Annotated in this window: 2 protein-coding genes; both read left to right on the top strand. The window is 33.7% G+C overall.

Annotated elements, in window-relative coordinates:
• On the top strand, nt 1–8581 hold an 8581-nt coding region (locus AA088_RS15795; protein ID WP_046746003.1), incomplete at its 5' end, for a non-ribosomal peptide synthetase.
• 8 nt (nt 8582–8589) lie between these two features.
• Entirely contained in the window at nt 8590–12582 is a 3993-nt protein-coding gene (locus tag AA088_RS15790) for a non-ribosomal peptide synthetase (protein WP_046746002.1), read from the top strand.
• The last annotated feature ends 1 nt before the right edge of the window (nt 12583 follow it).

The raw sequence follows: 12583 nt of genomic DNA, 5'->3' as shown, positions 1-12583 counted from the left end.
TTATCGTCATACAGAAGAACGAGAGAATTCAGCTTTAGAAGATCAAGAAGTAAAAATTATAGCAGCACAAGAACGTTCTAACTATCCATTTGGACTAAACGTAGATAACTTAGGAACAGGAAAAGGCTTTTCATTAAACTTACAAATAGACGAAAAAATAAATCCAAAACGTATCTTAACATACATTCAAAACGTATTAGAAAAACTGGTAAATAATATAGAAAATGATGCGTTAAAAGTAGCCGATCTATCTATATTAACTGAGGAAGAGAAAGATACGGTACTTAATATCTTTAATAGAGTAGATACAGAAATTCCTTTCAGAAAAACTATTGTAGATGTATTTACGAATCAGGTTGAAAAAACTCCTGATACGGTTGCAATTAGTTTTGAAAATCAAGAACTTACATATAAACAATTACATTTAGAATCGAATCGTTTTGCAAGTTATTTAATTACGAATGATAAAATAGAGATAGGAGACTTTGTAGGATTGAAAATATCTCGTAGTAATCAGTGGATTATTTGCATGCTAGGAATTTTAAAAGCTGGAGCAGTATATATTCCAATTGATCCAAACTACCCTGAAGAGCGTATAGGATTTATAGAAACTGATAGTAATTGCAAGTGTATTATTGATCAAGAATTTTTAACAACATATGATGAAGTAAAAGATACATGTAGCACAACAGCTCAAAATGTTGCATTTGACGCAAGTTCGCTTGCCTACATTATCTATACTTCTGGAAGTACAGGCACTCCTAAAGGTGTGATGATTGCACATAGTGGAATTATCAATACTGTTTTTGCACAAATGCCTACATACCCTGTACAGGAGGGAACAAAATGTTTACAGTTTACCAATCAATGTTTTGACGTTTCTATGTGGGAAGTCTTATCCTCAATATTATGTGGAGGAAGTTTGTATATCATAGAAGAAAGCAAAAAATATGATGTTGATTATTTTATAAACTATTTAAATACAAATGAAATAACTATAGCAGCCTTACCTGCGGCTTTTACAAGGGTTTTAGAGATACAAAAAATAAAGACTTTGCAAACTTTAGTAACTGGAGGAGAAGAAGCGCCTATAGCACAAGCCCAATTATTCCAATCACAAGGAGGTCGTTATATAAATGCGTATGGACCTACAGAAGCTAGTGTATGTGCCACTACTTTTGATGGAAAAATTACAGATACAATTTCTATAGGAAAACCAATTGCCAATGTTCCGGTATATATTTTAAATGAAAACCTACAATTAGTTCCTGTAGGCGTAGAGGGAGAATTGTGTATCGGTGGCGTACAAGTAGCTCAAGGATATGTAAACAACACTGCATTAACAAAAGAAAAGTTTATAGACAATCCTTTTAAACAAAATTCACGCTTATACAAAACAGGTGACTTGGCGCGATGGTTACCCGATGGAAATATAGAATTTATAGGAAGGAAAGACAATCAGGTTAAAATTCGTGGCTATCGAGTAGAACTTGGAGAAATAGAAAATACCTTGTTACAGCACAAAAACATCTCTAATTGTTGTGTATTAGCAAAAAAAGATGCTACGGGTAATAATCAATTAATAGCCTATATTGTTTTTGAGGGGAATTTTGCTAAAGAAGTTATAGAAACATTCTTAACAAAGCACTTACCTACATATATGATTCCGAAAATTTGGATTTCATTACATGAAATGCCTCTCAATAGTAATGGAAAAGTAGACAGAAAAAACCTGCCAAATCCAGAAACAAATACTTTAATTACCACTACATATATTGCACCAAACACAAAAACAGAAACACAACTTACAGAAATTTGGCAAGAAATACTAGGAATTGAAAAGATAGGCATTCATGATAATTTCTTTGAATTAGGCGGACATTCCTTATTAATTGTAAAGCTATTGGCAGCATTGCAAAAAAATAACATGCAGGTAACTGTCAAAGATGTATTTACTAATCCAACAATTAGAGAACTTGCATTACAGCTTACAGAACAGGAAGTTACTTATGTGGTTCCTGAAAATAAAATACCCGAAAACTGCACTTATATTACACCAGAAATGGTTCCGCTCATTGATTTTGAGCAGCAGCATTTAGACATCATTATGGATACTGTTGTTGGAGGTGTCATCAATATTCAAGATATATATCCGCTTTCCCCATTACAGCAAGGAATTTATTTTCATCATTTAATGAGTTCCAAAGAAAGTTGTGACATATACATCACGCCAAGTTTGGTATCATTCAAAAGCTTACAGAAACGAAACGAGTTTATAGAAGCGTTATCTTATGTGGTAATGCGTCACGATGTATTGCGTACCTGTATTTTAAGTGAAGGACTTCCGTATGCGGTACAAGTCGTATTGCGAGAAACAAGGCTTCAAGTGACTACAATCGAATTGAATGGAGATTGTTCTGCAGCAGAAGAATTGCAAACTATGATTGAAAGTAACCATCATTACATGGATGTCTCCAAAGCACCTCTGTTGCACTTACAAACTGTAGACGATAACGCTAATGACAAATACTACCTTTTATTAAATTTACATCATTTAATGACAGATCATGTTGGTTTGGAAATTATTACAGAGGAAGTTGTCACCTATTTAGCGGGTAAACAAGCTTCTTTAAAAACGCCAAGTTTATATAGAAATTTTATTGGACACATCATACATGAACAATCTATCAATAATAGTGAACAATATTTTAGAACACGTTTTGAGCAAATAGAAGAACCTACGTTGCCATTTGGGTTGCAAAACATACATAAAAGTGACTTAGAAATAAGAGAAGCAACCAAACAACTACCAGCCGTTCTTTCTGCCAAAATCAATGAAGTAGCTCATATATTACAAATGAGTCCTGCCACAATATTTCATGCAGCCTTTGGTTGGGTCATAGGAGTTTGTAGCACTCGTTATGAACAAGTTGTTTATGGAACAGTATTATCTGGACGTTTACAAGGAGCGATAGGTTCTGACCGTTCCTTAGGTTTATTTATAAATACCTTACCTATTGTTTGTGACTTACATTGTACTGTTTCCGACTATCTATATCAAGTACACAAGGAACTTACAGGATTATTAGATCACGAACAAACAAGCTTATCAGACGTTCAGAACTGGAGTGGTGTAGACAAGCAGTTTCCACTATTCAACACCATTTTAAACTATCGCCATTCGCAAGTGCGTGATGATTTGGAAATACATGATTTGGGATTAGAACTGATAAAAACTCAAGAGCGTTCTAACTATCCTTTCAGTATGGATGTAGATAACTTAGGTGTAGAAAAAGGATTTAAACTATCCATTCAAGTTGATAAAAAAGTAGATCCAAATCGTGTGTTGGTATATGTTGAAAACGCATTACAACAAATTATAGAAAATGTTGAAAATAAAAGCGCATACATAACCCATTTATCTATAGTAAGTGCCGATGAGAAAGATACGTTGTTACACACTTTCAATAATAAAGAACTAGTTCTTCCTAACAATACAACTATTCTCGATGTATTTGCATCACAAGCTCAGAAAAGTGCAAACAACATTGCTGTAATTTATGAAGATGCATCAATTACATATAAAGAATTAGATGAACAATCCAATCAATTAGCACAATACATACACAAAAAGAATTTGTCAGGTAATCTTCGTATCGGAATTGCGCTTTCCCGCGGAATAGACATGATAGTAAGTGTTTTGGCAGTTTTAAAAACAGGCAACGCGTATGTGCCGATTGATATTACGCATCCGCCAGATCGAATTTCATATATGTTAACAGATTCTGGAGTCAATCTCTTAATTACACATAACATTGAAGATACTTTTTTACCGATTAAAGACACAATTGCTAAGATATGTTTAGATACAGAAAAAGAACATATCCGCTTGGAAAGTACTGCACGACTCGAAGTTACTATTTGTCCAGAAGCAATAGCCTACATAATATACACATCAGGAACCACAGGCCGCCCAAAAGGAGTAATCTTAGCGCATTTGGGGTTGTTAAATACCTGTCTAAATTGGCAAAAAGAACTAGAATTCAACACAAAATCAAGCTTTTTACAAACAGCTAGCTTTGGGTTTGATGCATTCATTGCTGATATGTGTAGAAGCTTATTATTTGGAGGATGCTTAATCATTAGTCCAGAAAACATTCGTTTTGATGTACCACAACTATACGATCTCATCGTAAAACATCAAATTAACACGATGGACATGTCTCCATCTTTAGGAATAGCTTTGTTAGATTATATTTATGATACAAACTCAGCGTATTCATGGATAACCCATGTCATGGTAGGTGCAGATATATGTTATGCACATGATTTTATTCGATTACACAATCGATTTGGCGACACGATTAGACTTACAAATACCTATGGAGTTACAGAGGTTACTATTGAAAACTCTTATTATGAAGTAGATGTCATAGAAAGTTTAAACACACTAATCTCAGTTCCAATAGGTAAGCCTTATGGAAACACAAGCTTTTACATTTTAGATACGTTTCAAAATATAACTCCTATCGGAATCGTTGGCGAGTTATATATTGGTGGCATTGGGTTAGCCAAAGGGTATATAAATAATGAAGAATTAACAGCAGAAAAATTTATAAACAACCCATTCAAAGAGGGAGAACTTCTCTACAAAACAGGCGACTTGGCGCGTTGGCTTCCCGATGGAAATGTTGTATTCATTGGAAGAGGCGATGATCAAGTAAAAGTGCGCGGATATCGTATAGAATTAGGCGAAATAGAAAGTCTGCTGTTAGATTACGAACACGTTTCCAATGCGTGTGTATTGACCAAAAAAGATATAACGAAAAACAATCAACTAATAGGATATATAGTATTTGATGGAAATTTTAATAAAGAGAAGCTAGAAGCATATTTAGAAGAACATCTGCCTAGTTATATGGTTCCTAGAGTTTGGGTAACATTAGATAAAATTCCACTAACCCACAACGGAAAAGTAAACCGAAGAAACTTACCCGAACCAGACATGAGTGCTTTGTCTAGCTCAACTTATGTAGCTCCTAGAAATAAAATAGAAACAGAACTTGTTGCTATTTGGCAAAAAATAATGGGGATTGAAAAAATTGGAATTCATGACAATTTCTTTGAAATAGGAGGACATTCTTTATTAGTTGTAAAGCTAATTGCAGAATTACAACTCAATAACTTAAAGCTAACCGTAAAAGATGTATTTGAAAACCCAACGATTCGTGAACAATCCTTAAAAGTAACAAACAACACAAATGCTTATAAAGTTCCTGCTAATGGTATACAAAAAGGGTGCTCTTACATAACACCAAACATGGTTCCGTTAGTTCAATTAGAGCAAAGGCATTTAGATATCATTATGAATACAATTGTTGGAGGCGCCACCAACATCCAAGATATGTATCCACTTTCTCCACTACAGGAAGGTATGTATTTTCATCATTTAATGGGAGCTCAAGAACGAAAGGATGCTTACATTGCTCCAAGTTTATTTTCATTTCCAAGTATCGCAAAGCGAGCAGCCTTTTTAGAAGCATTATCTTTTGTTATTGCCAGACATGATGTATTACGTACTTGTATCTTGAGCGACAATCTTCCATCTGCTGTACAAGTTGTATTGCGAGAAGTAAAACTTCCTGTAACAGAAATTACAATCAAAGAAGAAGCACATATAGAAGAAGAATTGAGAGCCATAGTAGCAAATGATGCACATTGGATAGATGTCTCAAAAGCACCATTGTTGCAAGTGCAAACAGCCGAAGACCGCAATCAAAGTGCCTATTATTTACTATTAAATCAGCATCACCTTATCGTAGATAATTTTGGATTAAATATTATTGCTGAAGAAATATTTATGTATGTATCTGGATTAGGAACTACATTGGAAACTCCAAGTTTATACAGAAACTTCATAGGTCATGTATTGCACCAACAATCTATCAATAATAGCAAAGAATACTTCGAGCAACGTTTTAAAAACATAGAAACACCTACGTTACCATTTGAATTAGAAAACGTGTATGGTGATGGCACTTCAATAGTCACAGCAACGAAAGTATTAGCTACTGCAACTTCGTATAAAATTCATGAGGTAGCAAAACAATTGCAAATCAATCCTGCAACTATCTTTCATGCAGCATTTGGTTTGGTCATTGGTGTTTGTAGCAATCGTTATAAAAATATTGTATTTGGAACGGTTTTATCAGGACGTTTACAAGGGGCAGTAGGTTCAGATCGTTCTTTAGGATTATTTCTAAATACATTGCCTATACGTTGCAATTTACACAATAGTATATCTACATATCTGAAGTCAGTTCATCAAGAATTAATTGGCTTATTACCATACGAGCAAACACCTTTATCAGATATTCAAGCTTGGAGCGGAGTAGACATGCAACTCCCATTATTCAGTGCTATTCTAAACTATAGAGGTTCTCAAAGGCAGCATAGTAGTTTAGACGTAGCAAGCAATATTGATATAGTACAAATAATGACAAACGAACGTTCCAACTACCCGTTTAACATGGATGTGGACGATTTAGGAGCTGAAAAAGGTTTTGGAATCACACTACTTGTAGATAAAAAATTAGATGCCAGTCGTATTGTAACATTTGTCGAAAATGCTATAGAACAACTCTTAAATCATGTAGAGAATAATGAAGTCAATGTAACTGACATATCGATTTTAAGTACATTTGAGAAGGAACAAATTCTCCATGCATTCAATACTAAAAAGTTATCCTTGCCTAAGGATACAACAATTCTTGATTTATTTGAAAAACAAGCTATTCAAAATGCAAATAAAACGGTTGTAATTCATGGAGATACTTCTATTAATTACAAACAATTACATGAGCAATCCAATCAATTAGCAAATTATATCACCAAAAAGAATCCATCGGGAAATCTTCATATTGGTATTGGACTTTCTCGCGGAATTGATATGATTATTTGTATGCTTGGAGTTTTAAAATCAGGAAATGTATATGTGCCTATTGACCTTAGTAATCCTTCTGATCGTATTTCATACATACTAAATGATGCGGGAATTCACCTTTTAATCACAAACAGTAAAGATGTAGCATTATTAGATAGTGTTGCAGACATTCCTCATATACATTTAGATACAGAAATTGAATATATACACACTGAAGCACAAACACCTGTAGCAATTGATATTTCTGGGAAAAACTTAGCATATGTAATTTACACATCTGGAACCACAGGACAACCTAAAGGAGTTGCCGTTGACCATACTGCATTACTAAATGTATGTTTAAGTTGGCAGGAAGAATTTGGATTCAATGAAAATTCAAGCTTTTTACAAACCGCAGGTATTGGTTTTGATGTCTCTATAGCAGATTTCTGTAGAAGTCTATTATTTGGAGGTCGCCTAATTATCTGCCCAGAAGATATTCGGTTTGATGTGCAACAATTATACAAACTTATAGCTGCACATCAAATTTCGGTGATTGATATGCCACCATCGTTAGCAGTTGCCTTATTAGATTATGTGTATGACGCTGCTTTGGATACTTCATGGATTACACATGTAATTGTAGGATCTGATGTTTGTTATGCCTATGATTTTAAACGATTGTACTCCCGATTTGGGAACGACATTCGATTTATCAATAGTTATGGAGTAACTGAAGCTACTATTGACAGTTCTTATTATGAAATAAATTCTATCGATCAGCTTGATTCATTGAAGATAGTGCCTATAGGGAAACCGTTGGCAAACATGAGTTTTTACATCTTAGATGCTTTCCAAAAAGTAACTCCAATAGGCGTAATAGGAGAATTATATATTGGAGGTATAGGGTTAGCTCAAAAATATGTAAATAATGAAGCGTTGACAGCAGAAAAATTTATTGAAAGCCCGTTTAAAAAAGGTGAGCGTCTTTACAAAACAGGAGATTTAGCACATTATCTTCCAGATGGAAATGTTGCGTTTATTGGGAGAAAAGACAATCAGGTAAAAGTGCGCGGTTATCGGATTGAATTAGGAGGAATAGAAAGTATCTTGTTGAATTATAATGGTATAACAAATAGCTGCGTATTGGCTAAAAAAGACACCATTGGAAATAATCAACTAATTGGATATGTTGTTTCTCAGGGAAATTTTGAAAAAGAAAAGGTAGAAGCATTTTTAGCTGAAAGCTTACCGGAGTATATGATTCCTAGAATTTGGGTTCAATTGAATGAAATACCGTTAACCTACAATGGAAAAGTAGACAGGAAAAATCTCCCAAACCCAGACGCAAGTATACAATTTACCGCTACATATGTAGCTCCAACAAATAATGTAGAAACACAATTAACAATCATTTGGCAAGAACTATTAAATGTTGAAAAAGTAGGGATTCATGACAATTTTTTCAACTTAGGAGGGCATTCACTACTGGTAACACGGTTGGTTTCTTTAATCAGAGAAAAGTTAAAAATAGAACTCATGATTAAAGACATTTTTGAGTTTACAACAGTGAAAGAATTAGCATCTTATATCCAATATAAAGAACTAAATATGCAGGTTAAAGAAGATAATGAATATAATATAACCACTGAAATTTAAATAGTTGTATGGAAAATAATGTCATATCTATTTTAAAAGAAGGTAAAGAAAAAGGAATCAAGTTAGTCCTAAATAATGGTGCTTTAACAGCAAAATCGGATGTTGCTATTGATAGAGATTTGCTTCACAAAATTAAGACGAATAAAGAACAGATTATTCAGTACTTAGAAAAATTTCAAGGGAGAGAAAATAGTGAAAAACTTGTAAAAATTACTTCGCATGCCTATGGTGCTACTGAGCGAATACCTTTGTCTTTTGGACAAGAACGAATGTGGTTGTTAGATCAGCTACAAGGCAACAGTGCAAATTATCACATTCCCATTGTATTACAAGTATCAGGGGCGTTAGATATAGCAATTATCGAAAAAACATTACATACTATTGTAAATCGTCATGAAACATTGCGGACAGTTATCTATTCACATGGTGGAACAGGATATCAAAAAATACTGTCTTCATCAGCATGGAGTTTAAAAAAAGCAGGAACAACTTCAAAAACAATTCTTGAAGAAAACATCCATCAATTTATAGAAACTCCTTTCAATCTATCAAAAGATTATATGTTTAGAGCCTGTATTTATAATCTGAGTAAAACTGAGCATGTACTAGTTTTGGTCTTTCACCATATTGCTAGTGATGGTTGGTCGGAAAAGATTCTTACACAAGAATTCATGAGCATTTACAATGCGTTAATAAAAGGGAAAAGACCAAATCTTTCTAAATTATCATTGCACTATTCAGATATTGCATTTTGGCAGCGAAACATCGTAGAAAAACAATATCTTGACAAGCAATTAACCTATTGGAAATCAAACTTATCAGGTGTGCAACCATTAGAATTACCTTTAGATTATCCTCGCACATCAAAACGACATACAACGGGCGCTACTATTTCTAATTTTCCAATAGCAACAGAAGTATACAATCGTATACATATGATTTGTAAAGAAGAAGGAGTTACGTTATTCATGTTTCTAGCAACTGTTTTTAAACTACTATTATCAAAATATAGCGGGCAAAAAGATATTTGTATTGGAACCCCTATCGCAAACCGTACACAGTCGGAATTAGAAGAAATGATAGGTTTTTTTGTAAATACATTAGCATTGCGAACAGACTTGAGCGGTAATCCGACTTTCAAAGAACTATTAAATAGGGTAAAAATAACAACTTTAAACGGATACGACCATCAGTTGGCACCTTTTGAAAAAGTAGTTGATACCGTGGAAGCAACTCGAGACATACGGACGAATCCGTTATTTCAAGTGATGTTTGTGGTGCAAAATACTCCTGACGCTTCTGAATTTGACCTGCATGGAGTCAAAGTATCTTTATTAGAAAGTAAAAACACTACAGCAAAGTTTGATTTAAGTTTGAATGTGGTAGAAAATAGTAATGGAATTTCTTTAGGTATTGAATATAGCACAGCATTATTTAAAGAAGACACTATTCACAATATGTTGAGGCATTACTACGAATTATTAAAAAAATGTACCGCTAACATTCATCAATCCATTTCTGCAATACAAATATTAACAAAAGAAGAAAAAAATAAACTACTTTATGAGTTCAACGCTACCACCGAGGTATTTCCAAAAAATAAAACTCTTGTAGATTTATTTAGAACACAAGCTTTCAAAACGCCAAAAGCAGTAGCTATTATGTATGAGGGCAATTCACTTACCTACGAAGAATTAGAATTGGCTTCCAATCGTTTTGCAAACTACTTAGTAGCTAATCATAAAATAGAAGTAGAAGATTTTATAGGATTAAAGGTAAAACGAAATGATTTTTGGATTGTGTATATATTAGGAATCTTAAAATCAGGCGGTGTATACATTCCAATCGATCCAGCATATCCTAAAGCTCGAATTGACTATATAGAAAACGATAGTAATTGCAAACTCATCATTGATGAAGTATTTACGGTACGTTATCAACAAGAAAAAACGAAATACACTACTACAGCACCAACGATTTCCATTGAAGCAAGTTCATTAGCATATATTATTTATACCTCAGGAAGTACTGGCACACCAAAAGGTGTTCTAATACAACACAATGGAATTGCCAATACAGTACTGTCGCTAATAAATGCTTTCCAAATGAAAGAAAGTACCAATTGTTTACAATTTGCAAATCAATGTTTTGATGCCTCTGTTTGGGAAATCTTGTCAGCTATTTTGAGTGGAGGAAGTTTACATATCATTAAAGAAACAGACAAGTATGATGTTAGACGCTTTGAAAGTTATATACATGATCATAACATACATATTACCTTATTGCCTCCAGCATATATAAAGATGTTAGCGATAGAAAAGTTACAAAGTATACACACTTTAATTACTGGAGGAGAAGAAGCTCCGCTATCGCAAGTAAAACACTTTCAGTCAAATGGTGGTCGATACATAAATGCATACGGACCTACCGAAGCAAGCGTATGCGCTACAATTTTTGAGGGAACAATTATGGACTTTGTTCCTATAGGAAAGCCCATCTCGAATGTTGAGGTATATATTTTAGATGAAGAATTACGACTACTACCAATAGGCGTTATTGGTGAATTATGTATTGGAGGTTCGGGATTGGCAAGAGGATATCTGAATCAAGAGAAACTAACTCAGGAAAAATTTATAGCACATCCATTTAAAACAGGCGAACGCTTATACAAAACAGGAGATGTAGCAAAATGGTTACCCGATGGAAATATAGCGTTTATAGGACGGAAAGACAGTCAGGTAAAAATTAGAGGTCATCGTGTAGAACTAGGCGAAATAGAAAATACGTTATTAAAACATGAAGCTATTTCCAATTGTTGTGTATTGGCAAGAAAGGACACTACAGGAAGTAATCAATTAGTAGGATACATACTAGAAACAGCTAATCTTACGGTAGAAAAAATAGAACTATTTTTAGCAGCATACTTGCCAGATTACATGATTCCAAAAATATGGGGTACACTCGAAGAATTTCCATTAACGAGTAGTGGAAAAATAGACAAGAAAAAGTTAGCTACTACTCCCATAACTACTTTTGATGATTCCGAATATGTTTCACCAAGAAATGAAATCGAAGAACAATTGGTTGCCATTTGGCAGGAATTGTTAGGAATAGAAAAAATAGGAGTATACGACAACTTTTTTAATCTAGGAGGACAATCAATCTCTGCCATGCGATTAACAGGTATTTTATGGTCAACTTTTAAAAAAGAAATAAAACTGAAAGACTTACTGATTGATCCTACCATAAATTGGTTGAGCGTTTTATTGCAAACTAAAAATAGTGAACAAACATCGCTTATTGTTCCACTAAATCAAGTACATATAAAAAACTCTACCATGTTTATGATTCCGCCAGTTATCGGAAACCCTTTAATGTATATGCCATTAGCACAACAATTGAAAACTGAAAAAATAGCTTGTTTTGGACTTCAATATCAAGGAGAAGATGATACAGAAAACTTTAGTGAAAGTATCGAAAAAATGGCAGAAAGTATGTTTTTGGACATTGCACCTCATTTACACAAAACACAACAAAATATTGTCCTTGGATATTCTATGAGTGTTACATTGGCGGTAGAAGTTGTGGCACATATTGAAACCGCAGGATTTCCAGCAAAATTAATTTTGGTTGATAGACCACTAAACGATAGTGAAATTACAGCAAATACGCTGGAAGAAAAAGAAATAAGAAAAGGAGTAGAAGAAACCATTAAAGAATACGGTTTGCCAGAATTCACAAAAGAAAGAATCTACAATTTATTATACAACAACATTAAAATTGTGAAAATGTACGATGGTTTTAAAGGATTATTACATTCTGATATTCTCGCTGTTGAAGCAAAAGAAAATCCAGACAAAAACATGATGAAATCTTGGGAAAAAATCTCAACGGCAAATTTTAGTCATGTCACTGTTGATGGAAATCACACCACAATATTTGAAGACGAAAACATAGCAAGTATTTTCAAAGAAATAAAAACATTTATTAACAACAACTAGG

The sequence above is a fragment of the Kordia zhangzhouensis genome (assembly GCF_001005305.1).
GTDB classification, from domain to species: Bacteria; Bacteroidota; Bacteroidia; order Flavobacteriales; family Flavobacteriaceae; genus Kordia; species Kordia zhangzhouensis.
This window is presented reverse-complemented; position numbering and strand designations above follow the sequence as displayed.